Consider the following 25,066-nt stretch of genomic DNA (forward strand, 5'->3'; position numbering starts at 1 on the left):
CCGTCAGTTGTTGTAGAAGTTGACGGACTGCGGTGTGTACGGCGTGCCGGTGCCCAGGAAGCGCCGCCGCACTTCGCGGGCGCGCTCGGTGGCCGCTGCCTGCCGCGCCAGCTCCAGCGAGGCCGCCCTGTCTTGTGTGATCTGGAGCTGCTGGGCCTGGATGGACTGCTTGGCCTGCAAGGCGAGAAGCTGGTTCGTTGCCTGCATCGCTTGCAGCGCACCCGTGGCCGATTGGCTTTGGCTCACGAGGTCGGCCAGCGCGCTTTCGTCTTGCGTCAGGTTCTGCGACACCTGCGCCTGCATCCGCATCGCGGTGTGCAGGCCGTCGAGCGTGTTCTTCCAGCGTTCGCGTGCGTCCTGTGCCATGCGGTCGCCGCTGATGGTGGCGGCGTACTGCTCCGGGTACAGGCGCGAGAACGTGGCATCCATGCTCTGCACGTCGTAGGCCAGCCCTTGCGCCTCGGCAATCAGGCGTTCAGTCGTGGCGAGCGTCGAGCGCAGCCGGTTGACGATGTTGAAGTCGAGATTCGCCAGGTTGCGCGCCTGGTTCATCAACATCTGCGCTTCGTTCTGGAGCTGGTTGATCTGGTTGTTGATCTGCTCCAGCGTGCGGATGGCAGTCAGCGTGTTCTGCACCAAGTTGACGGGATCAACGAAAGTGAGCGCCGCCGCTGGCTGAGCGAGCATCAGCGAGCCGGCCAGCGCGGCGGCGAGCGAAACGGAAAGTACACGGGTCTTCATGGCGAAATCTCCAGGGGTTGAGTAGCGAGGAAAGAAGCCGCCGACGGCGAGGACGGCAGCAGGTCGGCGGCCCAATCGAGGCCGCGATGGCGTAGCCACGCACCGGCGAAGCCGGGAGCGCCGGCCTGCGTCAGCACTCGGTCAATGTCGCGTTGGTCTTGCGGTGTGGATGCGCCCGAGAAGGCGAGCGCGGCTGGCCCCAGGTCGAGGTCGAACAGACGATTGCCCAGGCGCGATTGGTAGTAGTAGTCGCGCTTGGGCTGCGCGGTGGCGACGATTTCGATTTGCCGACTGTTGAGGCCAAAGCCCTCGTAGACCGTGCGAATCTGCGGCTCGGTCGCCTGCGGGTTGGGCAAGAAAATCCGGCTCGCGCAGCTTTCGATGATCGCGGGCGCGATGGTCGAATCCTTGATGTCGGCAAGCGACTGCGTGGCGAAGATCACCGACACGTTTTTCTTGCGCAGAGTTTTCAACCATTGCCGGATGCGTGCCGCGAAGGACGGTTCATCAAGGAATAGCCAGGCTTCATCGAGAATCAGCAGCGTGGGAGCACCGTCGAAACGTGCATCGAAGCGGGCGAACAAGTAGCGCAGCACCGCTTGCACGGCGGCGGGGCTGTGCATTAGCTCTTCCATCTCAAAGCCCTGCACGTCGCCGCTGCCGAGCCGGTCGCGGTCGGCATCCAGTAGCTTGCCGTGCGCGCCGCCCAGCACATACGGCGACAATGCCTGCCGCAGCGCGTTCGATTGCAGCAGCACCGAAAGCCCGGTCATCGTGCGCTGCTCCACCGGCGCACCAGCGAGGCTGCCGAGCGCCGACCAAATGGCGGCTTTCTCGTCGGGGCCGACGGTCACGCCTTCATGCAGCAGGCGGCCTTCGATCCACTCGGCGGCCCAGGTGCGATAGCCTTCGCTGTCGATACGGGCCAAGGGCTGAAAGGCAATGGCGCCGTCCGCGCCGAGGTCGTAGTGTTCGCCGCCCAGGCCCAGCACCGTCGCCCGCATGGATCGCCCCATGTCGAAGGCGAAGATGCGCGAGCCGCCATAGCGGCGGAACTGCAAGGCGAGCATCGCCAGCAGGACAGATTTTCCCATGCCCGTCGGCCCCGCGACCAGCGTATGCCCCACGTCGCCGATGTGCGTCACCAGCCGGAACGGCGTCGCGCCATCCGTGCGCGTGACGATCAGCGGCGGGCCGTCGAGATGGGCGTTTTTCTCCGGCCCAGCCCACACGGCGGACACCGGCATCATGTGCGCCAGATTCAGCGTCGAGACGATGGGCTGGCGCACGTTGGCATAGGCATTGCCTGGTATGGACGACAGCCACGCATCGACTGCATTTAAGGTTTCGGGGATGGTGACGAAGCCACGTCCTTGGATGACACGTTCCACCATGCGCAGCTTTTCGTCGGCTACGGCAGGGTCGTCATCGAACACCGTCACCGTGGCGGTGAGGTAGCCGAAGGCGACTTGATCGCTGCCAAGCTCTTGCAAGGCGGCATCCGCGTCGGCCGCCTTGTTGCTGGCATCCGTGTCCACCAGCGGCGATTCCTGCTGGAAGATGGTTTCGCGCAGTAGCGCAATGACATTCTTCCGTTTCGCAAACCACTGGCGACGCAGGCGGCCCAGCTCCTTTTCCGCCTCGGCTTTATCGAGGCAGAGAAACCGGGTACTCCAGCGATAGGCAAAGCCCAGGCGATTGAGGTCGTCCAGCAGGCCCGGCCAGGTCGAGGTCGGAAAGCCCCGCACCGACACCACGCGCAGATGCTGGTCACCCAGCATGGGCGCAAGGCCGCCGACTAGGGCGGAATCGGCCAGCAGTGCGTCGAGGTGGAAAGGCACCTCGGGCACGGCCAGCCGGTAGCGCCGCGTGGACACCGTGGCGTGAAGATAAGTCAGCGTCGCGGCATCGTCCAACCAGACGATTTCTGGCATCACGCCATCGAGCAGGTCGAAAACCCGATCCGTTTCTGCCAGGAAGGCGTCAAGCCGACCGCGCCAGTCCACACCATCGCCCGGCGCGTGCTCGTAGAGCAGCTTGGCTGCACGAGCGCGGGATTCCTCCGGCGGCAGATAGGCTAGCGTCAGGTGATAGCTGCTTTCGTAGTGGTTCCCCGATTCCTCAAAGGCAGCGCGGCGTTCTTCGTCCACCAGCCAGGACAGCGGTTCGGGAAAGTCGGAATGCGGATAGTCCGCGGCCGACTGGCGCTCGGCTTCCACGAACAGCGCCCAGCCCGAACCCAGCCGGCGCAACGCGTTGTTTAGCCGTGCCGTCGTGGCGATCAATTCGCCCTGCGTGGCGCTGTCCAGATCAGGCCCGCGAAAGCGCGCCGTGCGCTGAAACGAGCCATCCTTGTTCAGCACCACGCCCGGCGCGATCAGCCCAGCCCAGGGAAGCCAGTCGGCCAGCAAGGCGGGCCGCTGGCGGTATTCGGCAAGGTTAAGCATGGCGGCGTCTCCTACACGTCCAGCAGCGGCTTGTGCTTGATGTGCCGGGCGAAGACCTGCATGAACTGCGGATCGACCCTCGCGCCCCACACGGCCAGCGAGTGACCGACGATCCAGAGCACTACGCCAGGAATCCAGAGTTGCAGGCCCAGCCCGACGGCAGCGGCTAGCGTGCCGTTGGCAATCGCCACCGTGCGCGGTGCGCCGCCCATCAAGAGCGGCTCGGTCAGCGAGCGATGTAGCGGCACCTCGAAGCCGGCCGCGAAGCTATCCGGGCCACTCATACGACAGCCCCGCCGGAGAAGCTGAAGAACGACAGGAAGAACGAGGACGCGGCGAACGCGATGCTCAAACCGAACACGATCTGGATCAGCTTGCGAAAGCCGCCCGACGTGTCGCCGAAGGCGAGCGCGAGGCCCGTGGCGATGATGATGATGACCGCGACGATGCGTGCCACCGGCCCCTGAATCGACTCCAGAATGGATTGCAGCGGGCCTTCCCACGGCATCGAGGAGCCGGATGCCTTCGCCGTGCCCGCCGTCATCAGCATGACTGCGGCCAGCAGCAGGCCGTGGTGCGCGGGGCCGGCCAGCCGCCGCAGGCGTGCGATGGTTGAAACCGGATTTACGGAATTACGGAAAGCGTGAACGTGCATCTGCGTCATGGCAGTTCTCCAGGTAGGTCAAGGGACGAGGAAGGCGCAGCGGCATCGGCTGCGAGAGGAACCGGCATCAGCTCGGGAAACGGTGTTTCCAGCGCGTCCGCCAGGCGATAGCCGGTGCCGTCGAAACCGACGACACGGGCGATGCTTTCGACGCGGCGCTTGCGGCCACGCCCGGCGATGTGGATCACGACGTTGACCGCCTCGGCGATCAGCGCACGCGGTGGGTTCACCGCCACTTCAAGAATCAACTGTTCGAGGCGCAGCAGCGCGCCCAGCGCGGAACCGGCGTGGATGGTGGCGATGCCGCCGGGGTGGCCGGTGCCCCACACCTTAACCAAGTCCAGGGCTTCGCCGCCGCGTACCTCGCCGACGATCACGCGGTCGGGGCGCAGGCGCATCGTGGCCCGCACCAGCTCGGTCATAGACACGACGCCAGCGCGGGTGCGCAGCGGCACATGGTCGCGGGCTGCGCATTGCAGCTCGATGGTGTCTTCGAGCACAAGCACGCGGTCGCCCGTGGCGGCGATCTCCGCAAGCAAGGCATTGGCGAGTGTGGTTTTGCCGCTGCTCGTCGCCCCGGCGATCAGGATGTTCTGGCGCTCACGCACGGCGCGGCGCAGGAACTCGGCCTGGCCTGTGGTCAAGATGCCGTCGGCCACATAGCGATCCAGCCCGATGATGCTCACGGCGCGCTTGCGCAGCGCGAAGGCTGGGCCGGGCGCTGCGGGCGGCAAGATGCCCTCGAACCGCTCGCCGGTTTCGGGCAGCTCGGCGGTCAGCAGCGGCCGCCCGCGATGCACCTCTGCGCCGACGTGCGCAGCCACCAGCCGGATGATGCGTTCGCCATCGTCTTGGGACAGCTCCACGCCCAGCGGCATGCGGCCCGATGACAACCGATCCACCCATAGGGTGCGGTCGGGGTTGAGCATGATTTCCACCACGTCGGGGTCGGCCAGCGCAGCGGCGATGACTGGCCCCATTGCCGTGCGCAGCATCTGGATACGGCGATCCAGAGAGGTTGCGGCGGATGAGAGTTCGGGCGGGGTTTGCGGAATGGCGCTCATGAGGCACGCTCCTGCGCTTCAGCCAGTGCCTCCGCGTCATCCATTCGCGCCGGGTCTGGGTGCAGTTCTTCCACAACGTCGCGCACCAGGCTGCGGCCACGCAGCAGGTGGCGGCCGAGCCGCTCCACGAATTGCTCGAAACGCGCTTTGCCTTGGGCGCGAGCTGCGTCCTGATGGGCTTCGGGAATCGGGGTGCTGACGGTCAGGAAGTAGCGGATGAACAGCCCAGTGTTTCGATCTGGATGTTCTGGTCGCGCTCCATGCGCTCGGCCTGCCGCGACAGGCGATCGAGCCGCTTGGCGATGGCCGCCTCGCGCTGGTCGCCAGCATCGGGCGATAGCCACGACGCGAGCGCCGCCGCGACAATGGACGACTTGGACACGCCTTTCTTGGCGGCCAGTTCTTCGAGACGCTTGGCGTGCTCGGGCTGAATGAACAGATTGAGGCGGTATTGGCTCATAAGTCGATTCCGTCGTTGGGGTCGAGGGAAGCCAGCCGGGCCGTGCGCTGCATGGCCGGGTCGAGCTGGCCGGGAAGCGGCAGCGGCAGGTCGTCGTCGTCATCGAGCAGAGTCAGGTCATGGCCGGCGAGCAGCGGTTCGGGGCTGTATTCGCTGACTTCGGATAGCTCCGGCTGTCGGCGTGGGCCGCCGTCATCGGCGGTGCCTGTGCCATCGCCGGACAGGCCCGCAGCCCGGACCGTTGACACGGCTGGGATCGATAGGCCGCTCCAGTCGTCGGGCCGGGCCGGTGGCGCGTCCGCGTATTGCCCGGCCGCGAGCACAGGCGGCGGTAAAACGCGGTTCTTGAAATTCGCGTCGGCGTAGTAGCGCAGCTTCTTGGCCTTGATCGGTGCCACGCTGGACACCATCACCACAGCTTCCTCAGTCGGAAGCTGCATCACTTCACCGGGCGTCAGTAGCGGGCGGGCCGTCTCCTGCCGCGACACCATGAGGTGCCCCAGCCACGGTGCCAATCTGTGCCCGGCATAGTTGCGCTGCGCGCGCAGTTCGGTAGCGGTGCCAAGCGTTTCGGAGATCCGTTTCGCAGTGCGTTCATCGTTGGTGGCGAACGTCACGCGGACATGGCAGTTATCCAGAATCGAATGGTTCTGGCCGTAGGCTTTGTCGATCTGGTTGAGCGATTGGGCGATAAGAAAACTGCGGATTCCGTAGCCCGCCATGAAGGCAAGCGCCGTCTCGAAGAAGTCCAGGCGGCCCAGCGCCGGGAACTCATCGAGCATCAGCAGCAGCTTGTGGCGGCGTTCGATGCCGTCGCTGCCGTCGAGCGATTCGGTGAGCCGTCGGCCGATCTGGTTGAGGATCAGGCGAATGAGCGGTTTCGTCCGCGAAATATCCGAAGGTGGCACTACCAGATAAAGCGACACCGGATGCTCGGACGCGATCAGGTCGGCGATACGCCAGTCGCAGCGCGAGGTGACTTCGGCCACCGTGGGGTCGCGGTAGAGGCCCAGGAACGACATGGCGGTGCTCAACACGCCGGAACGCTCGTTGTCCGACTTGTTGAGCACTTCGCGCGCCGCCGAAGCGACGACTGGATGCGGGCCACCACCTTCCACGTTCACGAGGTGCTGTGTGGTCATCATCCGGTGCAAGGTCAGCTCGAAGGGGCTGGCCGGATCGGAGAGGAAATTGGCGACGCCGCGCAGCGTCTTGTCCTCGCCCGCGTAGAGCACATGCAGGATGGCCCCGACCAGCAGCGCGTGCGAAGTCTTCTCCCAATGGTTGCGCTTCTCAAGCGCGCCTTCTGGATCGACCAGAATGTCGGCTATGTTCTGTACGTCACGCACTTCATGTGCGCCGCGCCGAACTTCTAGCAGCGGGTTGTAGGCCGCCGACTTCGCATCGGTCGGATTGAACAGCAGGCAGTGTGAGTAGCGTGAGCGCCAACCTGCGGTGATCTGCCAATTCTCGCCCTTGATGTCGTGGACTACGGCGGATGCAGGCCAAGAAAGCAGCGTCGGCACCACAAGGCCGACGCCTTTGCCTGAGCGCGTGGGCGCGAAAGTGAGGATGTGTTCCGGGCCTTCATGCCGAAGGTACTTGCCATCGTGCTGACCGAGGAACACGCCGATCGGCTGCGTAAGGCCGGCTTTGCGAATGTCCTCCGTACTTGCCCAGCGTGCCGAGCCATAGGTCGTGACTAGGCGTGATTGACGAGAGCGCCAGATCGACATGCAGACTGCGACCACCACCGCCAGCAAGCCACTGCCACCCGCTATGGCACCGCCCGTGTCGAAAACGCGTGGCGCGTAGGCATCGAAGAAGAACCACCACTCAAACAGCTTCCACGGGAGGTAGATCGGTGTGCCGAGGAAATCAAACCAGGGGGAGCCAAGGCGTACCTGATAGCCAAGGGCTGCTGCCGTCCATTGTGTGGCGCCCCACACACCCGCGATCACGATGCCGAATACCACGGCTATCTGACCGAACAGCACATTCGTACCTTGCATAGCCCCGCCTCCAATCTCTCCTACGCTGATTCCCTTGGGAAACGCGGCTTAGAAATGTGCCGCAGGCGTCAGGATCGGTGCTGGCTTAGTGCCGGTCAAAGACCGTTTGGGGCAGAAAGGTCGATAAGAAAGAATGAATTCGCGCTGTGTCTAGCCAGGGAGTGACTCCGTAAGCGCCGGCGAATATCAGCGTGCCGAACAGAAGATTCAGGCAGACTAGCGAATTGCTGAATTGCTGAATTGCTGAATTGCTGAATTGCTGAATTGCTGAATTGCTGAATTGCTGAATTTCAGAATTTGGGGGATTCTTTGGGCGGTGTGTATGGCGTTTTTCCGTCACCGTAGAACCGCTTACGTGTTGCCTCCGCTACCCGGTTGCAAAGCAGTTCGCCCAAAGTAGGCCGATCCGTCTTGCATTGCTGGCGCAACTTCTTGAGCTGTTCCGGGTCTGCCACCAGCTCTTCTACTGTCGGGGTTTTCTTTTCTGCACTAGTGGCTTTGTGCGGTTTATCAGATTGACCGCATGCGACTAGCATTGCAGCGACGAGCGTGATGGCGAGTCTCATGGCATCAATTCCTCCGGAAGATCGGGATTTCGGCTTTTTGTTGACCTGAGAAACTCTGGCAATTCGATGGCCTGTACTCGCTGAATGAAGCGCGCAAGCTCGTCAAACGGATCGCCTTCAAGTCTGAGTAGATAGGTCGTCAAAGGTGGTACGCGTGTCGAAAGCGGCCTCGCCACGACTCCTGGCTCTCGGGAGGCTGCAATGTGTGCAGCCCCTGTAAGTCCGAGTGCAAAACCGGCAGATACCAACGCCATCATCAGGTCGAAAGTGGTAACCCGCTCGGCAACTAGAGGCTGCATTTCAGCCCGGCTAAGTACTCGCTCAATGTGCTTGGCGTGGCCCTCGCACACTTGAGGATCAGATAGCACTAGCGGGTAGCGCAGCAGTTCATCCAATGGAATTCGCTTAAGAGCCAGCAACGGATGCCGAGCTGGCAGCGCCACCATAAGCGTGTCAGTCCACGCGGGAAGTGCGACGATTCCATCACCTACGTCGTCGGACTGTGCAAAGCCGACGTCATACAGGTCGTCGTGCAATCCTTTGATTTGTTGGGATAGTGGCACCTCAAAAAAGCGAATCTCAACCTCGGGCTCCTCCTCGCGACACAACGCCAATAGGGCTGGTAAGCACAGTAGTGTTGCGCCGTCTGACAAGGCGACGCGGAGTTGTCCATGAAAGCCATTTTTTGCTGCCTTCACGCAGTCCCGCGCCTGTTGCAAGGATGCGAACACCCGAGGTGCGTGCTCCATGAGCATCAACCCAGCTCGTGTCAAACGCGTGCTTCTCGTGTTCCGAATAAAGAGCTGTGCTCCTAACTCCTCTTCGAGTTCTTTGATCGTGCGAGACAGTGGGGACTGCTCAATATGCAGTTTCGCAGCGGCGCGAGCGAAGTGAAGTTCCTCGGCGAGCGCCATAAAACAACGTAGATGTCGAATTTCCATGCGTCCCCTACTAATCGTCGATCTATTCAGTATTTAAAACTCGCTGCCATGCTGCGTTCTTCCAACTCAAGGACTCAGGGTGAAGATTGCAGATTCACATGCTCTGGCGAACCAGAAAGCGCTTTAGCGAGAACACCCCATTGCACGGCTGCGTCGGCGCGAGCACGGACCAGAGCCGCTCGCTGGGACAAGGTGCCACGCTCCGCTTCTGCAACAACGGTCGCATCCACCTGTCCCGCCTCAAAGAGGCGTCGACTGCGGTCAAGGAGTCGATCAGCGACGACAAGACCATCGACCTGATGCTGCAGAGAAGTCCGCTGGGTCTGCCAGCCCAGATAAGCGTTCTCCACATCCTGAAGCGCAAGCAAAACCGTGCGTTCCAGGTCAGCCTGTGCGCCGCGACTGCGTGCTGAGCCCTCGTCGATTCCCGCTTGTATTGCTCCACCGTCAAAGATCGGAAGCGTCACACCCAAGCCCAGAGAGAAAATGTTCCCTGCCACACGTGTTCCGTTGTTCTCGAAGCGTTGGCGCCCACCACTCAAATCGAGCACAAGTTTGGGGAGCCGCTCGCCTTCTGCTGCGTTCCATCGCGCCGTCGCCGCTGCAAGACGCGCCTGCGCGGCTCTGACGTCGGGGCGCTGCTGCAGCAATTCGCCTGGCACGCTTCTGGGAGTCCAATCGGGCATGGTGAGAGAGGCAAGCGCAGGACCGCTGCCAAGCGCCCCCGGAATCCGGCCAACGAGCACATCCAAGGCATGCGTTGCTTCGCCGCGTACGCGTCGCAACTGCTCTTGCTCCACCCGGAGGGCGATGACCTCGGAACGCGTGCGTTCAATGTCAAAGCCCGTAGCTTGACCTGCCTTGAACTTCTGCTCTGTCAGACGCTCAAGGCGCTCGGCGACTTGAAGTCGCTCTTTTGCCAGATCTTCCAGCTCTGCCGCCTGCCGCTGCTGCAGTGCAGCGGACACTGTCTCAAAGGCGATCTGCCAACGTGTCGCGAACCAGTTCTGTTCGACAGCAACTGCGTCCATCCGTGCGCCATCAGCGGCATGCGAGAGGCGGCCCGCTAGATCAACTTCCCATGAAGCCGACAGCGGAAGCCTGGCATCGCTGCTGATGGTCGGTGCCAAAGAAAAGTCGCGCGCGCGTTGCTTGGGGCGTGAGCGCCAAGCTAGGGAACATTGAAGCGCGTGTACGTCGGGTGATCGCCACAGCTTCATCAATCCGCGCTCTTGCAATAGCGAGATCGGTGTTGTGCTCCAGCGCGTTGCGCACCAGCGCGTCAATCAGCGGATCACCGTACGCCGTCCACCACTCGGCCGGGAGTGCTTGTGCTGGCACCTGCTGCACAGCCAGACCCGCTTCGTTCATGAATTTGGCCGGAACCTCAACGCGTGATGTCTCCACCCTGTGAGGCGAGTGGCTGCACGCGGCGAGAAGCGTGATCGATAGGAATGCAACAGCAGTAAGGCCGCGGCGGGCGTAGGGATCGGACATGTTGAGCCACTAGGTTGTGAATTGAGGAGGCCGTCTTGACGGGCATAGTTCATGGCGTGTACTATACCGTCCAGACGATTCAAAAATCAAGCATCTTTGGAGTTTCACCATGGCAACTCGTATGAAATCAAGCCCAGAGGAGTCGCATTCGGCGGACAACGGCGCTGAAGCCCCCTCCATCTCTAAGAAAGCGCAACAAACACGGGAGCGCATCCTTCAAGCTGCGCGTGACGTAGTCATGGAGGGAGGTGCCGGGCACCTAACGCTTGACGCGGTCGTTGCACGGGCAGGAATGAGCAAAGGTGCGTTCCTGTACCACTTCAAGACCAAGCGCGATCTGCTCCTCACGATGATTGATGACCAGGTCTCGGCGTTTGATGGCGGGCAGGAAGAGCGAGAGCTGCCATTCGTCGGCGATCCAGACCCTTGGCTATCCAGCCAGGTCTCGGCTATGCCTGACGGCGGGATGCAAAAGATGAGCGCTGCATTGCTGGCGGCCGTGGCTGAAGACCCCACGCTGCTTGAGCCTGTGCGCGGCTGGTACCGCAGGCAGTACGAGAACGCGAGCAAATCTCCACGCGGCACCGATATCGCCGGAATCGTTCTATTTGCCTTGGACGGAGTCTTCCTCGCCGAAATGATGGGTTTTCCGACGTTTGCTGCCGAAGACCTTTCTCGACTCATGCACACCCTCCAGGCGCTCGCCCGCGGCGAACTGGAACTCACCCCTATTGATAAACGCTGATGAAAGGCCTTCCCGTGTCTTGCACTCCCTTTAAATCCCAGTCCTGGCAAATGCAGAAAGTCGGCCTCGCGTTTGTTCTGCTCGCATCGCTTGCCGGCTGTGATAGTCAGAAGGAGCCTGCTTCCGATCCACCGCGAGCGGTCAAGCTGCTCACGGTGGGGGATGTAGGTTCTGTGGCCAATCGCATTGAATTGAGTGGTCTAGCTCGCTCCAGTGAGCGGAGTACCTTGGGGTTCGAGACTGGCGGGCGTATCAGCAAGCTTCATGTGGACGTGGGAGATCGCTTCTCTCGCGGACAGCTTCTGGCTGAGTTGGATGTTCAGCCCGAGCAACTCCGCCTAGAACAGGCTCGGGCGACACTCGCTGCTGCGGAAGCCGCATTGGCAGACAGAATCGTGCAGACAACGCAGCAAAGGGGGCTGCTTGAGGGCAACGTAATCTCCCCGGCTGCATTCGAGAGTGTGAAAGCACAGTTGGTTGCAGCTGAAGGCCAGGTGCGCAATGCAAAGGCCGCATTCGGCCTTGCCGAGCGTGCGCGAAGGGGGGCCGCCATTCATGCGCCATTCGACGGCGTCGTCGCGGAGAAACTCGCTCTGCCGTTCACAGATATTGCAGCCGGAGCGCCGGTGCTTCAAGTGGATGGACTACGCAGCGGCGTAGAAGTCCTTGCGACTGCATCGACGACCCAGGCGGCAAATATCAAAATTGGGCAGGTCGCCGAACTGCGCCTGAGCGAGTCAGCAAGTCCCGTTCGTGCTTCGGTACAACGCATCGGCTTGCGTGCTGAAAATGGCTCACTTTTACCTGTCGTGCTCGTTCCTCAAGATGCTACTCTTGCGCGCAGTCTTCGACCCGGGTCTGCCGTTCAAGTATTGCTGAAGGCACCGGAAGCGAAGGATGCCTCACCAGATCGTCTGATGCTTCCCTATTCGGCACTGGTGCTCAGTGAGAAAGCAGGACAAGCCGCAGTGTTTGTATATGACGTGACCGGAAAGAAGGTGCACCGCCGGGAAGTGCAATTCCAGAGCGAGCCAGGCGGCGACAACGTTCGCGTTGTGGGCGGCCTGAAGCGCGGCGAGATGGTAGTCGCGGCTGGCGCGAGTTGGCTGACGAACGAGCAACAAGTCACCCCACTCAAGGCCACGACCCAATTGGCCGGACGCTGACCCGCTACAGGAAGACTTCGCTATGAAGATCACAGAAATGGCGCTGCGCGCCAGCAGACTCACCTACCTTGCCGCGGTCATCATTCTTGTTGCCGGCATTGCCACGTTTCTCAATTTCCCTTCGCAGGAAGAGCCATCGGTCACGATTCGAGATGCGGTTGTTGCCGTTCTGAACCCTGGCATGCCAGCCGAACGTGTTGAGCAGTTGATCGCGCGTCCGATCGAGGAGCGTTTGCGGGAGCTGGCCGAGGTCAAGCGTGTAACCACAACCGTTCGCGCGGGCGGGGCCGTCATACAGGTCACGATCTGGGAGCGGTACACCGACCTAGCCCCCATATGGCAGCGCGTTCGCGCGAAGGTTGCCGATGCTCAGCCTCTGCTTCCACAGGGTACGTTGGGGCCATTTGTCAACGACGACTTCGGCCGTGTTGCCGTGGCCTCCATTGCGGTGACCGCGCCGGGCTACTCCATGGGCGAAATGCGTGTGTCGTTGAAAGAGATGCGCGATCGCCTATACGCGCTTCCCGGCGTTGATCGCATCAGCTTCTACGGCTTGCAGGAAGAGCGCGTCTATCTCGAATTTGATCGACCAAAACTAGCCCAGCTTGGATTGACCCCACAAGGGGTGATCGATCAACTCGTTAAACAAAACGTCGTGCTTTCAGGCGGGCAAATCGCCATCGGTGGCATCAACGCTTCGCTGGCTGTTAGTGGAGAGGTTCGCGACGCCGCTTCGCTGCGCGCGTTGCCGATCATGATGGCGCAAGCTCAGGGTGCGCGCGGTGCTTCGCCTGCTCCTTCAATCTCACTGGGAGAGCTTGCGCGCGTGCAGGTACAACCTGCAGATCCTCCCGAGTCTGCTGCAGTCTATAAGGGCCAGCCTGCCGTAGTGATGGCAGTGTCCATGACCTCGGGCCAGAACGTGGAGCAATTCGGCGTAGCCCTCAAATCCCGTGTGGCCGAGCTTGAGAAACTTCTGCCCGCAGGTTTCGAGCTCTCCTATGTGACATTCCAGGCAGACGTCGTCAAACGTGAAATGGGCAAGATGAACCAGGTGATGATCGAAACGATTGTCATCGTGCTCGGCGTCGTCGTCCTTTTCCTGGGATGGCGCACAGGATTCATCGTCGGGATGATCGTGCCGCTTACCATTCTGGGGGCACTGATCGTGATGCGCGCGCTGAACATCGAGCTGCAAAGTGTTTCGATGGCAGCCATCATCATCGCTTTGGGGCTCTTGGTAGACAACGGCATCGTGATTGCCGAAGACATTGAACGGCGCTTGGCAGCCGGTGAAGACCGCAAACAGGCTTGTCTCGAAGCGGGTCGTACCCTCGCACTGCCGCTGCTGACGTCCTCATTGGTTATCGTCATCGCCTTCTCCCCGTTCTTCTTCGGCCAGAGTGCGACGAGTGAGTATCTGCGCTCTCTCGTCATTGTCCTCGCGCTCACGTTACTCGGATCTTGGCTGTTGTGTCTGACCGTCACTCCACTGCTGTGCTACCACTTCACCAAAGTGCATCATCAACCGGCGAATGACGCGCAAACCTACAACACACGCTTCTATCGCGGCTATCGCAAGTTGCTTGAGTGGGTGCTTGACCACAAGGCGATCTACGTTGGTGTGATGACGGGTGCATTGGCCGTAGCTCTGTACGGATTCACGACACTGCCATACGACTTCTTGCCGAAGTCCGACCGAGTTCAATTCCAAATACCGGTGCAGCTCGCCCCTGGAACGGATTCACGGCTCACTCTTGCCAAAGTGAAGGAAGTGAGCGGCTGGCTCGGTGATCAAGAAATCAACCCCGAAATCACGGATCACATTGGCTACGTCGCTGACGGTGGGCCGCGCTTCATCCTTGGGCTCAATCCCCCATTGCCAGCATCGAACATCGCGTACTTTGTCGTGACGGTCAAGGCAGGCACCAACATTGACGTCGTGATTGCCCGAACTCGGGCTTACTTCGCGCAGCATCATGGAGATGTACGCGCAGAGCCTCAGCGGTTCTCGCTAGGCACTACCGAAGCCGGCACAGCCGTCTACCGGGTCAGTGGGCCGGATCATGAGGTGCTGATGAATGCGGCGGCGAAAATTGAGTCCGCGCTACGGGAGCTGCCAGGTACGGCCAACATCAAGAACAACTGGGATACCCGTGTCGGCCGTCTCGATGTTCGGGTCGATCAAGATCGTGCGCGACGTGCTGGCGTCACCACCGACGACATAGCTGCCTGGCTTGGCACCCGCTACATCGGCCAGTCGATCTCTGTGATCCGAGATGGCGATACCAGCGTGCCAATCGTGATGCGCGGGACGTCCAATGATCGGCGCAGCACTGCGGACGTTGGTTCGACGACCATCTATCCAGCGTCGGGTGGCCAGCCGGTTTCCCTGGCGCAAGTGGCCGATGTCACGCTCGCTAGCGAGCCGTCTGTGATCCAGCGCCGCAATCTCATTCGTACAGTCACAGTTCAGGGGCAGAACACCGCATACACCGCGCAAGAGATCGTGGATCACCTCGCACCTCGGATCGCCGCAATTGAACTACCTGCAGGCTATGCCATAGAGCTTGGTGGAGAAATTGAGGAATCGGCTGAATCGAATGCATCGCTCACGCACTACATGCCGTTCGCTCTTCTGGCGATGTTGCTGCTATTCATCTGGCAGTTCAACTCCTTCCGCAAGCTGATCGTGATTCTCGCAACGATTCCCTTCACGTTGATTGGGGTCGTGATTGCACTGAAGGCAACAGGCACTCCTTTCAGCTTCATGGCGACATTCGGGGTGCTTGCGCTGTTCGGAATCATCGTCAACAACGCCGTTCTTCTGCTCGAACAAATTGAACACGGCCTCTCGGAAGGTCTCGCCCGACATGAAGCCCTGGTGGGAGCTGCGATGCAGCGGCTGCGTCCAATCGTGATGACCAAGGTGACCTGTATCGCGGGTCTCGTGCCCCTGATGTTGTTTGCGGGGCCGCTGTGGAAGGGCATGGCCATCGGCATGATCGGTGGTCTCGCACTTGGCACGCTCGTGACGCTTGGCCTGATTCCGTTGCTCTACGAGGTGCTGTTCGGAATGAAGTGGCCGGGCAGCAAACGGAGTCACGAGGCGGTACAACAACCAGTGCAACCGGTCTGATCCCTCAGCGTAACTGTCCACACGCTTCCCCCGATCTCTCTCGTGGCCGGAGAGATCGGGGAGACAGATTCTCGCCATCAGAGAGTTTAAGAAGAAATCAGAAGCAGAGCGAATTGACCGCCTACTGCCTATTCTTTGATGCTTTGATGCTTTGATAATCAATTTTCACTGAATAGATTTGGAGAAATATATGAACCCGTTGTCATGGAATCCATGGTTGGTTCTACTGATTGCCGGCCTGTTCGAAATCGGTTGGCCACTAGGCCTCAAGATGGGTGCGGCCAATGCAGCGATGCGCTACGTGGGGCCGGCGATTGCAGTTGCCTGTATGGCAGCCAGCGGCTTTTTCCTATGGTTATCTCTTAAACAGATCCCCATAGGAACAGCTTATGCGGTCTGGACCGGCATCGGTTCGCTGGGCGCGTTTTTCGTGGGCGTGTATGTGTTCGGCGATACCGCCTCCTTGATACGTTGGGTTGGAATTGCGCTGGTTGTTGCTGGCATCGTCTGTCTGAAAATGGGATAAATGAAAATATATATGAAACGCCCTATTTCATTAATCCATTTTGTGCTGCTGGCAGGCCTCACGGCAACCTTATCTGGCTGTGCTTCAAACGGAATGACTCGATCAGGGTTTCTTGGTGATTACGATGTATTGGGAAAAACGAAGTACGAAAATGTTCTGCTCTTCAAGGCGCCAGGCTTTGAACCCAGTCGTTACCGGGAAATATTAGTCGAGGATGCTCAGGTAGTGACGGCAACTGGACGCATAGGTGGGCTTGAAGCTGAGCAAGTGCGAGAGCTTCTCGATCACGTCAACAGTGAACTGCGACATCTCCAAACTAAGTCCGAAGCTCCCGCATCGTCAGGCCGCATACGTGTGCGTGTGGCAATTACGACCATTGAGACGCCCAATAGAGCAGTCAACACCCTAACGACGTTGCTTGTTGGACCAGTGACAACTGGGGGAGCTAGTTTGGAGTTTGAGGCAGTAGATGAACAAACAGATCGTCGGGTGGCTGCTGCTAGCTGCTTCGAGCACGGCAACGCTCTCGCGGATTTCAAAGGCTCCTACACACTGCTCGGGCATGCAAAGTCTGCAATCACCACCTGCCTTGAACGGATCAATAGCGCTTGGAGAAGTGCTGGCTCGTGAATAGCTGCTATTCCATAACTTCGCGCGGATCGCGAGGAGCCTCATCAAGGGGATTCGTAGGGTGCCGTTCTTGTAACGTCTGCAGCATTCTGGAGTGGCTCTGCTTCGTCGCAAAATTGCCGGCGTTTCTCGTTCTTGTCTATTCGAAACGCTGCGTGGTGCTGCTTGCAGAGGTAAAGCGCCTGGAGGTGTGTAAATTCACACGATGGAGTTTGGCCGGTGTGCTGGCAACGGTAGTTCTGACAGGGTGTTCCACTTACCGTCCTTGGATCAACCCGACACTTTCCGACGCCGCCTTAATGTCTCTCGCCGAGAACGACCAACGCATCAGGCCGTCGGAGGTCAACCAACCGGTGGTTGTAGCGGTGACACTGTCAGGCGGGGGCGCTCGGGCGGCGGCCTTCGGCCTGGGCGTGCTGCGCGAACTCAAGGCCACACGCTTCGCGCTAGAGGGCCAGGAGACCACTCTGTTGGATCAGGTGTTCCTGGTCAGCGGAGTGTCGGGGGGCAGCATCCTTGCCGCGCACTTCGCGGCCTTCGGCGATGCCACGCTGACTCGTTTCGAGCCGGATTTTCTGCTTGTGCCTTTTGAGGGGCGACTCATACGTGAAGCTCTGTGGCCTGAGCGTCTTTATAGACTAACTTCACCTTGGTTTGGGCGCAGCCAGATCCTGGCTCAACGCTTGGACGAACTTTTTGAAGGCCGCACCTTTGGTGACGTGCGCCGACGACCGGGCGCGCCCGAACTGATGATCACGGCAACCGACCTCACGACCGGTGCCCCTTTCGATTTCACCACCGAGCAATTCCGGCTAATCTGTTCCGACCTCGATGCAACGCCGCTGTCTTTCGCGGTGGCGGCCTCGTCGGCAGTACCGCTGGTGCTGTCGCCCGTAACGGTGCGAAACAACGCCAATACCTGTCCGCCGCCTCTCCGATCTTTGCCTGTCAGAGGGCAAAATTACAGATCACGCATCCTGCAAAGCGGCATAGACAGCTACCTCAATGCGCACGATCGGCCCTATATCCACCTCGTGGACGGTGGTGTCTCCGACAACCTCGGCGTACGTCTGATGCTAGACCGGCTAGTAGCTTCGGGCTCAATGAGCGCCAATTTCTCGGAGGTCAAGCCCGGAAGCTTGCGCCGACTCGTGTTGGTGACGGTGAACTCCGAACGAGGACTGAGCGAGAGAGTGGACAGTAGCGACCGAGTTCCCAGCACGACGCAAGTACTTGAGTCGCTGATCTTCGGTGCCGGCGCTCGCGAGACCCAGGTGACGCTGGCCATGCTTAACGACGACCTGCAACACTGGCGTTCCGAGATTGTCCGCACCCGTGGCCAAGCGGACAGCCCCTTTGCGGCCGACGCAGAAATCTACGTAGTAAGCGTAAGTCTGAACGACGTGCCGGACGACAAGATCCGGCATTCGCTGCTGCGCGTGCCCACAGCCTTCACGATCGAGGCTACGGATGTCTTGGACCTGCAAACTGCGGGAGGCGAAGCACTGAGGCAATCCAAGGAGTTTATGGCATTGATTGAATCTCTAAGAAGAATCACAGCAGCCAAGCAGACTGCGCCTGGTACTCAGCTTCCCTTGATATCTAACTGATACCGATACTGGGCTTTCGTCCAAGTTCCCAAGAGGCACTTCCGCCGATAACCTTTGCGGCAAGCTGTTGTCCCAGTCGCGGCTCAATTACCGGCCGCCACGGCACAAGGCTGAACCCCATGCCGTCATCGAGCATCGCGTAGCGCCCGCTGGCGAGCATAATGGAACGCCGGTAGATACCGGCTACGCGCTGCCCGTCGGCCACCGGGCGATGCTCTAGGCCGGTTTCCGCCGCAATGTCTTTCGCGGCCTGCACTAGTTCCCGATTGCGTAGCGTGCCCAGCAGGTTGCGCGCGAGGATGACGCGCTGCCCGCGGCGCTGTGCCAGCCCCTGTTCTTCGAGGAAATCGGCTCGCTGCTGTATGGCCTGCTTGGTATCACCGCCAAAGCCCAAGTTGCCCAGCCCACGGCCACCGCCGATCAGTTGCTGGTCAAGCCAAGTCGCGCCGATGACGCGGGCCTGCCGTTCAATAGGAAGGTGTGATTTCAGCTCTACGGCTACATCGCCCAGCCGTTGCGCGTCGTATTGGCGGCCACGCTCGGCCAGGTCGTCCGGTACCTTCCATAGCCCTTCGGCCACGCGCTCCACGATGCAAGCCCGGCGCAGGGCTTCCAGCCGCCGGACATGAGCGGCGACGACTTCCTGCGGGTCGCGTCCGGGCGTAGCCCGGCCCTGCTCGATTACCAGGTGATGATCGGTGCGGTACAGGCCATCGCTCGCCAGCGAGGCGATGTTCTTGTCGGCCGTGCGCACCTCAGTCGAACCCTTCACCTCTACCACAGCGCCCGTGGGATAGTTCGCCAGTTCGTCGCGGGCGTTCAGTGCAACGTAGTGGGCCTTACCGTCCGTGCCGTCGATGATCAGATAGCCTCGGTCGTGCAACTCATCGGCAAGCCCCTTCGCGGCCACGCGGCCGATGAGGCTGCGACCATCGTCGCCCGGCTCGAACACCGCCAGCTCACGCGGCTGGCCGCTCATGGCCCGCTGCATCGTTCGGATGATGTCGCCACGCTCACCCAGGGCACGCAAGGTCTTCTCGGCATCGGCATGAATGGCCCAGGTGCCGGGCTGCACCTCGTCGGCTAGGCCCAGGCGCTGCAAGCGTTGCAGGCGGCCGATCAGCAGCAGGCGCTGGCGTTGCAACCTCGGCTCGTTGAGCCGTTCGACATGCACCCGGCCATCCTCGCCGGTCTCGCGCTGCAAGGTGCGATCCAGGCTCGTCCACCGCTCCTGTTCCACCTCGCGCCTCAAGGTCTGCTGAATCTCCAGTTCGGTGCGCGGCCCCAGCCACTCGGTCGCCAGCTCGGCGGCGCGATGGCGGAAGCCGTGGGCGATGTAGTCACCCGCGATGATGAGGTCTTTGCCGGTGTCGTCGCGCCCGCGCACGATCAGGTGGGTGTGCGGGTTGTCGGTGTTCCAGTGATCCACCGCCACCCAATCCAGCCGCGTGCCCAGGTCGGCTTCCATGCGGCTCACCAGATGCCGGGTGTAGGTGCGCAGGTCGTCCAGCTCGGCCCCGTCCTCGGGCGAGACGATGAAGCGGAAATGGTGCCGGTCGTCGGCGCAGCGTTCCTTGAAGGCGTCCAGATCGGCTTCGTCGGCCTGTGGCCCGTAGCCCCGGCCCGGTTCGCCATCGCGACCCGCGCCGTCGCGCTCGATGTAGCGCAGGTGCTTGGCGAGCGATTGCGGGCTGGCCCGCTGGTGATTGACCAGCAAGGTCTTGATGGTCACGCGCCGCGACATGGGCATTAGCTTCGCCCCGGCGAAGCGCGCCGCCGTGTGGCCACGTCCGAGCCGAGAGCCGGGCCGCTGGCCGGTGCCAGCCGCGCCAGGACGGCGTACTGCCGACTTGCCGCTGCTGGCTTTGCCGGCCTGCTTGAGCACCTTGGAAACGAAGCTCTGCCCCTGGCCCTTGCCCCGGTTCTTCGGGGCGCTGGGGCGCACGCGAAAGTCGTCGTCGCGGCTGTCGGTCATGGCTGCGCTCCCCGCAAGCTTGGGCGTGTCCTGTCGTGCGAAGCACGCGGACATGCCAGCATTGGCGCGACCCTCGCGCCAAACGCGGCACGGTGGCGAAGCCGCTCCGTGCCGCGTTCCCCCCATGTGCTGACTGGCTTTCGACGCGGCCAGGTGCCGCGTCCTTTTGTCTTGCCTTCCGCCTTTGCCCTTCGCTGTCGCTCCAGGCAACGGCGGCCCGGCGGCGCTGCTGCGTGAACAGACAGCGCGCCGGCGAAAGCGCCAATGGCCGCAGGCCGGGCGCGTTCGAGGCAAGACGCCTGAACGTTGGACGGCTGCGCCGGATGCTGCGCGACGTGCGGTGCGAATGCACCGGCACGACAGGCGCAGCGACACTGAAGCAGCCAGCAGAACGACATGCCCGATGGCACGTCAGAGCGCAGCGAATCGGCGGCCATCATGGGCGTATCTCCGGCCACACCGGATGCGCAACGCAGATCACGGCGGATGCGCTGACCGGGCCGAAATAGCGGCTGTCGAACGATGCTGGATTCGTCACGCTCAACAGGAGCAGTTCGCCCGGTTCAAGGCGGCGGCAAAGCTGCAAGGACGGCAGCGCCCGGCCCAGCCGGTCGGCGGGCAGTACGGCGGCCGAAGGCACGCCGTCGATGCGTACCTGACCGGCGACGATGCAGACGTGTTGCGGCGCGACCGCGCCCACACGTTTGAGCAGCGGAACGCGCGTCGGCAGGTAGCCGCGCTGCGCAGCGAGCGCGGCAGCCGTGGCCGGAAGCGGCACCAGCACGATGCTGTCCACGGACAACGGACGTGGCAGCGAGGCGGTGCGCGGGTCGAACGGGTCAATGCGATACCAGCCGACCGCCACGCTGTCGGACGGGTTGTAGGTCAGACGCGGCAGCGGCGACACGAAAGCCGCCCAGGCCAGCGCAGCGAAGCCGATGGCGGCCAGTGTCGCCAGCACGATGCGAGCGCGCAGGCGTGAGCGAGGACGCGGCGCCACGTCGGGCGCGTTGGGTGTGGTGGTCGGGGCGGTCATGGCAGCACCTTCCCGGCCAGCCAGGCGGTATGCCGCTCGGTGGTGTATTCGGGCAGCGCAAGGCGAGCCGCAAGACGGTTGCCCAGCGTGCGCCAGTACGCCGGCGACACGTCGATGGCAGCGATGCCCAGCGCCTCGATGCCGTCGATGCGCTCCAGCACGGCGCGCACGTTGGCATCGCCTTCGGTGTGTAGGAGCAAGCGCGCGCCCGGCTGAACACCGGGGATGCGCTGCGCCGCGTCCAGCGGTGTGCAAGCCTGCATCACCATGAGTTGCCAGCGGATCGTGCCGTAGTCGTTGGCCTGCCAGCGGATGCGGCAGAGCATCGCGCCCGGCAGGAACACCGCGCAGCGCCGCCAGCGGTCGAGCTGAAGCGTGCGCGCCGGTTCGCCGAAGCGCAGGTAGAGCTTGAAGCGATGTTCGAGGTAGGCCAGCGAAACGCGCGTCAGCGGCACATTGCCGGCCTGTCCGGCGAGTGCCGAAAGCGCAGGCAGCGGCGCAGCCGGTGCCGCGTTCGCGGCAGGCCAAGCGAATGCGTTCATGGTGTGTTCTCCGGCGGAAACTCCCGCTCCAGCAGGCCGCGCAGCAGGTCGGCCACGGTCACGCCTTGCGTGAAGGCCGACACCTTGATGCGCGCCCGCATGGCGGGCGTGATGTCGAGCGTGAGGCGGGCCGTGTAGAGGTCGCCTTTGCCCAGCGCGTCGGCATCGCCCTGACGAATCCACGCCTCGGCGTGCGGATTCGCGGGCGGACGTGCGCCGATGCCGACGCGCTTGCCCGTGCGTTTGCTGTTGGGTGGCTGCTGCGCTGTCATGTCGGCCACCGCAGCAGTTCGTCCACCAGGGCGGTGATTTCGCGGGCGGCGGCACTGTCGGGCGCTGTCTCGCGTGCGAGCCGGCCAGCGGCCACGCTGTCGGCGAAGACGATGCGCTGATGCACCTCCGAGCGCAGCGCGGGCAGCGGCTGTTCGGCGAGCGATTGCCGCGCCTCGCGCCCGATGATGGTGGTGCTGACGCGCCGGTTGATGACGAAGGCCGCGCGGAGCAGCGGCCGGAACACCTGCGCCTCGCGGATCAGCGAAACCATTTCCGAGCTGGCCCAGAGGTCGTAGGGGCTGGGCTGCACCGGGATCAGCACGCGCTCGGCCGCCAGCAGCGCGGAGCGCGCCAAGGCGGCGATGCGCGGCGGCCCGTCGATGATGACGTGATCGGCCCGCCTGGCGAGTTCTGGCGCTTCCTGATGCAGCGTTTCGCGTGCGAGGCCCACGGCGCTGAACAGCCGTGGCAAGCCTTGCTGGCTTCTGCGCTGCGTCCAGTCCAGGGATGAACCCTGCGGGTCGGCATCGAGCAGGACGACATGCTGGCCGCGCATCGCCAGTTCGCCCGCGATGTGCGTGGCGAGCGTGGTCTTGCCGACACCGCCTTTCTGGTTGAGCAGAGCGAGGATCATGGCGCGGCCCTCCCTGCTGGAAAGCCGGGCTTTACCTGCCGTGCAAAACGCTGTTCGCCGTGCCGTTTCTCGGTTGTCCACCGAAACGGCGCGCTTCTACTAAAAGTTATGTATTTCTTGTTAGGGAAGTTAGAGGGGCCGCAAACCCGCGCCGTTATTGGCTTTCCGGCGTTTTCGTACTCCTGATAGCACGATAGGCGTACTCCCGATAGCACGATACCCGGTACTCCTGATAGCACGAGGCCGTCCACACCTTTTCCACGAGTTATCCCCGTGCCGTGTGCAGCACGGGCCGGAAGGTCAGCAGTTCTTGTCCGTCGTCCGGCATTCGCTCGATGCCCAGGACGTAGCCGGGCAGCGACTGCCGCGCCACCAGGACGCGCAGGTCGTAAGCGAAGTCGGAGAAGCGCGCAGCGCTGCCCGACTTGCGGTGCAGGTGCCGGAAGTCGAATTGCCAGCCGCCCGGCTGCTTGCCGCCGTGCTTGCGCACCAGGCGGTACAGCCAGCGCTCGATCCCGCCCTTCAAGCGGAAATAGGCTGGGTCGATGGTCAGCACCAAGGCGGCATCGAGCACGCCCGCATAGAACCAGTCCGGCAGGATCAGTTCGATGCCCAGCGGCACGCCGCTGGCATCGGCCAGTTCCTTCCACTCGTTGATCCACGAGAAGCGATGCAATCGCCTTCCCGTGGTTTCGCGGATGGACGTGGCCACCGTGGTCGATTGCAGCCGGTCGAGCGCGGCTTTCAGGCGCAGGTAGTCGTTGAGAGACGTGCCGCGCCCGATGAAGCGCAGGATCTCGTAGGGAGTGGCGCGTATCCAGCGCGACGGGCGCAAGCCCGCGTCGCGCGCCTCCACGATCTGCGAGGCGGCCCAAATCAGCAGGTCGGCATCCCATATCGTTGCGATGCCGTGCTCCTGCGTACCCTCCACGCGGATGGTGATGCCGCCGGCGCGGAAGTCGATCGGCGCGGTACGCCGCGACTTCGCCAGCGAGAAGAACGGAAAGGCCATCAAGTCCTGGCTGTCGCGGGGTGCCATGTCGCCCGGCAGCGCGCGGAACAGGTCGAGCTGTTCGCGCTGCAAGGCTTGCCCTGGCGGGCTGGACATGGCGACGGCCACCCACGCGCCAGCGATCAGCGGCCATCACGGTAATCGCCCGCGTGGCGTTCGGCATATTCCGGGTCGGAAGTCGCCTCGTAGCTGCGCTGGTCGGCCCAGGCATCGAGGTCGGACACCGCGTACATGACGCGGCGGCCGAACTTGCGGAACTTCGGGCCGCCGCCGATCACGCGCTGTTTCTCCAGCGTGCGTGGCGACAGGCGCAGGTACTCGGCGGCTTCGTCGTTGGTCAGGTAGCGTTGGGGCTGCGCAGGCGCAGCGACAGCAGCGGCGGCAGGCCGCAAGGGAGCGGGTCGCATGGGATGTACCTCCATCAAGCCCGGCCACACCACGCGGCCGGTTAGAGGCACTTTCAAGAAAGCGAGGCTGCTTGCTAAGGGACGATCTACGGGGGACGCGAAACGTCCCCCCCTACTGCAACGGCGGCGGAAGCTGTGCCAGGCGGCGATAGCCGCCACGCATCAGCGCATCGCCACGACGTACCAGCCGCCGCACGCGGGCACGTAAGGCGCTGTCCTTGTGCCAGTCGGCGGCGACGGCATCGGCGCCGAACAGCCCTTCGGCCACTTCGCGCAATGACGCGCCCGCCAGGGTCGCGTCGAGCGTCTGCAAGGTGTGCAGTTCCAGCACCGCGGCCGTCGTGGGCCTGGAACGGGCCGCCGCCGCAGGCGTGGCAACCGTGGCCACGGCCAATGCGTCCAGCTCGGACGCGAGCGTGCGATAGCGCGCGCAGGGCGTGGCGCAGGCGCGGGTGGCGTAGAGGTAGGCCATGCCGTCTTCCAGGCCCGGCGCGAGCGCGAGCCGCAGGCAGCAGCCGGGCCAATGCGACACCAGCACCAGGCGCTTGCCGTCGTGGATCAGTTGCTTGCGGCCAGGGACGCGCCAGAACTCGAAGGCATGGGCTTCGGGTGGCGGGTCATCGTCCGGGTAAACCTGCACGACGGCATCGTGATCGGGAAACCAGGCCGGATGCGCGTCGCGCGCATCCAGGGCTGGGTCTTCCAGCAGGCGCAGGCCCCACGCCTGCGCCGTGTCCGGCCGGCGGCGGCGGCGCAGCCAGTCGCGGCGGTAGTCGGGATTTCGGCGCAGGTATTCCCACGCCAGCGCAGGGCCGTCAAGGTGCAGAACGTAGAGATAGGCCGCTGTCGGATACCAGTGTTCGGCGCTGCGATCAGTCATGGCGAAACCTCCCTCTGTTTGGGATGCGTCGCCACGATTTCCGCGATGCGGGAACTATCGAAATGCCATCAGGTCGTCATCAAAATTGGTTAGGCTGTA

The 25,066-nt window shown here is 62.5% G+C and carries 25 protein-coding genes; 6 read left to right on the forward strand and 19 right to left on the reverse strand.

Features of this window, described 5'->3' with window-relative positions; all coding sequences use genetic code 11:
- Nucleotides 1-3: 3 nt before the first annotated feature.
- From trbJ to C3406_RS26545, 11 genes are all read right to left on the reverse strand, one after another.
- Nucleotides 4-741, reverse strand: a complete 738-nt coding sequence (gene trbJ / locus C3406_RS17455) for a P-type conjugative transfer protein TrbJ (RefSeq protein ID WP_004883101.1) — start codon at nucleotides 739-741, stop codon at nucleotides 4-6.
- Nucleotides 738-3,188 carry a conjugal transfer protein TrbE gene (trbE, locus tag C3406_RS17460; RefSeq protein WP_004883099.1) on the reverse strand — a complete coding sequence of 817 codons (2,451 nt, stop codon included), beginning with the start codon at nucleotides 3,186-3,188 and terminating at the stop codon, nucleotides 738-740. Before trbE ends, trbJ begins: the two co-directional genes overlap by 4 nt.
- A gap of 11 nt (nucleotides 3,189-3,199) precedes the next feature.
- A complete protein-coding gene (locus C3406_RS17465; protein ID WP_004883097.1) occupies nucleotides 3,200-3,472 on the reverse strand; it encodes a VirB3 family type IV secretion system protein in 273 nt (90 codons plus the stop codon).
- On the reverse strand, nucleotides 3,469-3,843 hold the full coding sequence (locus tag C3406_RS17470; RefSeq protein ID WP_425267603.1) for a TrbC/VirB2 family type IV secretion system protein: 375 nt from the start codon (nucleotides 3,841-3,843) through the stop codon (nucleotides 3,469-3,471). The genes C3406_RS17465 and C3406_RS17470 overlap by 4 nt, the downstream gene beginning before the upstream one ends.
- A gap of 5 nt (nucleotides 3,844-3,848) precedes the next feature.
- Nucleotides 3,849-4,916 carry a P-type conjugative transfer ATPase TrbB gene (trbB, locus tag C3406_RS17475; RefSeq protein WP_004883088.1) on the reverse strand — a complete coding sequence of 356 codons (1,068 nt, stop codon included), beginning with the start codon at nucleotides 4,914-4,916 and terminating at the stop codon, nucleotides 3,849-3,851.
- Nucleotides 4,917-5,118: 202 nt separating this feature from the next.
- On the reverse strand, nucleotides 5,119-5,376 hold the full coding sequence (locus C3406_RS26895; RefSeq protein WP_476629941.1) for a hypothetical protein: 258 nt from the start codon (nucleotides 5,374-5,376) through the stop codon (nucleotides 5,119-5,121).
- Nucleotides 5,373-7,388, reverse strand: a complete 2,016-nt coding sequence (locus C3406_RS17485) for a conjugal transfer protein TraG (protein WP_004883083.1) — start codon at nucleotides 7,386-7,388, stop codon at nucleotides 5,373-5,375. The genes C3406_RS26895 and C3406_RS17485 overlap by 4 nt, the downstream gene beginning before the upstream one ends.
- A 290-nt stretch (nucleotides 7,389-7,678) precedes the next feature.
- Nucleotides 7,679-7,954, reverse strand: coding sequence for an EexN family lipoprotein (locus C3406_RS17490; protein ID WP_004883082.1), 276 nt, complete (start codon nucleotides 7,952-7,954; stop codon nucleotides 7,679-7,681).
- Nucleotides 7,951-8,895: a LysR family transcriptional regulator gene (locus tag C3406_RS17495; protein ID WP_004883081.1), complete on the reverse strand. Its 945-nt coding sequence runs from the start codon at nucleotides 8,893-8,895 to the stop codon at nucleotides 7,951-7,953. The genes C3406_RS17490 and C3406_RS17495 overlap by 4 nt, the downstream gene beginning before the upstream one ends.
- A 74-nt stretch (nucleotides 8,896-8,969) precedes the next feature.
- Complete coding sequence (locus C3406_RS17500; protein ID WP_223852552.1) at nucleotides 8,970-10,025, reverse strand: TolC family protein; 1,056 nt, start codon at nucleotides 10,023-10,025, stop codon at nucleotides 8,970-8,972.
- Complete coding sequence (locus tag C3406_RS26545) at nucleotides 9,967-10,392, reverse strand: outer membrane factor lipoprotein domain-containing protein (RefSeq protein WP_213191790.1); 426 nt, start codon at nucleotides 10,390-10,392, stop codon at nucleotides 9,967-9,969. Before C3406_RS26545 ends, C3406_RS17500 begins: the two co-directional genes overlap by 59 nt.
- Before the next feature lie 109 nt (nucleotides 10,393-10,501).
- Between C3406_RS26545 and C3406_RS17505 the strand changes: the two genes are divergently transcribed.
- The 6 genes from C3406_RS17505 (at nucleotide 10,502) to C3406_RS17530 (ending at nucleotide 18,208) form a co-directional block, all read left to right on the forward strand.
- Nucleotides 10,502-11,137 (forward strand): TetR/AcrR family transcriptional regulator, encoded by a 636-nt coding sequence (locus C3406_RS17505; protein ID WP_022652140.1) that lies wholly within the window; start codon nucleotides 10,502-10,504, stop codon nucleotides 11,135-11,137.
- Nucleotides 11,138-11,187: 50 nt separating this feature from the next.
- On the forward strand, nucleotides 11,188-12,303 hold the full coding sequence (locus C3406_RS17510) for an efflux RND transporter periplasmic adaptor subunit (RefSeq protein WP_044256783.1): 1,116 nt from the start codon (nucleotides 11,188-11,190) through the stop codon (nucleotides 12,301-12,303).
- A 22-nt stretch (nucleotides 12,304-12,325) separates the two neighbouring features.
- Nucleotides 12,326-15,442, forward strand: a complete 3,117-nt coding sequence (locus C3406_RS17515; RefSeq protein ID WP_004883075.1) for an efflux RND transporter permease subunit — start codon at nucleotides 12,326-12,328, stop codon at nucleotides 15,440-15,442.
- Nucleotides 15,443-15,632: 190 nt separating this feature from the next.
- Nucleotides 15,633-15,968 (forward strand): DMT family transporter, encoded by a 336-nt coding sequence (locus C3406_RS17520; RefSeq protein ID WP_004883073.1) that lies wholly within the window; start codon nucleotides 15,633-15,635, stop codon nucleotides 15,966-15,968.
- Nucleotides 15,969-15,980: 12 nt separating this feature from the next.
- Nucleotides 15,981-16,598, forward strand: coding sequence for a DUF3313 family protein (locus C3406_RS17525; protein ID WP_004883071.1), 618 nt, complete (start codon nucleotides 15,981-15,983; stop codon nucleotides 16,596-16,598).
- Between the two features lie 221 nt (nucleotides 16,599-16,819).
- Nucleotides 16,820-18,208, forward strand: a complete 1,389-nt coding sequence (locus C3406_RS17530; protein ID WP_004883070.1) for a patatin-like phospholipase family protein — start codon at nucleotides 16,820-16,822, stop codon at nucleotides 18,206-18,208.
- Here C3406_RS17530 and C3406_RS17535 read toward each other — a convergent pair.
- The 8 genes from C3406_RS17535 to C3406_RS17580 all read right to left on the reverse strand — a co-directional run bounded on the left by C3406_RS17535 (nucleotide 18,201) and on the right by C3406_RS17580 (nucleotide 24,967).
- Nucleotides 18,201-20,183 (reverse strand): relaxase/mobilization nuclease domain-containing protein, encoded by a 1,983-nt coding sequence (locus C3406_RS17535; protein WP_004883068.1) that lies wholly within the window; start codon nucleotides 20,181-20,183, stop codon nucleotides 18,201-18,203. The genes C3406_RS17530 and C3406_RS17535 overlap by 8 nt on opposite strands.
- A gap of 436 nt (nucleotides 20,184-20,619) precedes the next feature.
- Nucleotides 20,620-21,219 (reverse strand): S26 family signal peptidase, encoded by a 600-nt coding sequence (locus tag C3406_RS17545; RefSeq protein WP_103826494.1) that lies wholly within the window; start codon nucleotides 21,217-21,219, stop codon nucleotides 20,620-20,622.
- The gene (locus tag C3406_RS17550) at nucleotides 21,216-21,761 is read right to left on the reverse strand and encodes a DUF2840 domain-containing protein (RefSeq protein WP_004883064.1); all 546 of its coding nucleotides are present in this window, start codon (nucleotides 21,759-21,761) and stop codon (nucleotides 21,216-21,218) included. Before C3406_RS17550 ends, C3406_RS17545 begins: the two co-directional genes overlap by 4 nt.
- Nucleotides 21,758-22,033, reverse strand: coding sequence for a hypothetical protein (locus tag C3406_RS17555; protein ID WP_004883063.1), 276 nt, complete (start codon nucleotides 22,031-22,033; stop codon nucleotides 21,758-21,760). The genes C3406_RS17550 and C3406_RS17555 overlap by 4 nt, the downstream gene beginning before the upstream one ends.
- Nucleotides 22,030-22,668, reverse strand: a complete 639-nt coding sequence (gene parA / locus C3406_RS17560; RefSeq protein WP_004883061.1) for a ParA family partition ATPase — start codon at nucleotides 22,666-22,668, stop codon at nucleotides 22,030-22,032. Before parA ends, C3406_RS17555 begins: the two co-directional genes overlap by 4 nt.
- Before the next feature lie 265 nt (nucleotides 22,669-22,933).
- Nucleotides 22,934-23,752: a replication initiator protein A gene (locus C3406_RS17570; RefSeq protein ID WP_425267602.1), complete on the reverse strand. Its 819-nt coding sequence runs from the start codon at nucleotides 23,750-23,752 to the stop codon at nucleotides 22,934-22,936.
- A 50-nt stretch (nucleotides 23,753-23,802) separates the two neighbouring features.
- Nucleotides 23,803-24,087, reverse strand: a complete 285-nt coding sequence (locus C3406_RS17575) for a helix-turn-helix transcriptional regulator (RefSeq protein WP_004883058.1) — start codon at nucleotides 24,085-24,087, stop codon at nucleotides 23,803-23,805.
- Between the two features lie 112 nt (nucleotides 24,088-24,199).
- Nucleotides 24,200-24,967 (reverse strand): DUF2285 domain-containing protein, encoded by a 768-nt coding sequence (locus tag C3406_RS17580; RefSeq protein WP_004883055.1) that lies wholly within the window; start codon nucleotides 24,965-24,967, stop codon nucleotides 24,200-24,202.
- Between the last annotated feature and the right edge of the window lie 99 nt (nucleotides 24,968-25,066).

Origin of the sequence: Leclercia sp. LSNIH8 (genome assembly GCF_002920195.1) — a bacterium.
In the GTDB taxonomy this organism is placed as follows: Bacteria; Pseudomonadota; Gammaproteobacteria; order Enterobacterales; family Enterobacteriaceae; genus Enterobacter.